The 633-nt window shown below is 36.2% G+C and carries 1 protein-coding gene; it reads left to right on the forward strand.

The window, feature by feature from the left end:
- Nucleotides 1-51: 51 nt before the first annotated feature.
- Nucleotides 52-633, forward strand: a 582-nt coding sequence (locus AC1DUW_RS31760; protein ID WP_477644570.1) for an AMP-binding protein, incomplete at its 3' end; no start/stop codon positions are given.

Below are 633 nucleotides of genomic sequence, written 5' to 3' on the forward strand. Positions count from 1 at the left end.
GTCGATGGGGGCTGGACTGCAAGATAAATAGCTAGTTAAGGAGGTATGAAAATGAACATCGTGGAAGAAATGCATTTTAATCGTAAAATTAAGGTTTTCGAAAAACGGCCTAAAAATGTCATGTCTATGTTGAAAGAAACGGTTGAACAATATCCCGAAAAAGAAGCACTGGTCATGAATGGAATTCGACTCACATATCAAGAGATGCTCGATAAAGTGGAAAATATTGCCGGTAATTTACAAAACTCTTTGCTTGTTGGGAAGGGAGACCGTGTGGCCCTTATATTGGGGAATAGTATCGAGTTCTCTTTACTAGTGTTTGCTTGTGCGAAAATTGGCGCCATAGTTGTGCCATTAAATACGAGATTAAAAGAAAAAGAACTTTCTTATATGGTAGAACATTCCGGCACCAAAATTTTGATTACGGATGATGAATTTTTACCTAAAGTAGAAAACTTGAGGGATGAAGATTCAATCATAAATGTTCAAAATTATTTCTTGATTGGAAATGGAACACCAAGGCGAAAAGACTATCTTCCTTTTGAAGTCCTAGAACAAAAATCTTCAGTTGTAAACATAAATGTCTCGGAAGATGATGAGTTATTCATTATGTATACTTCAGGTACAACGGGA

The organism is Peribacillus sp. P4_C12 (assembly GCF_056402095.1).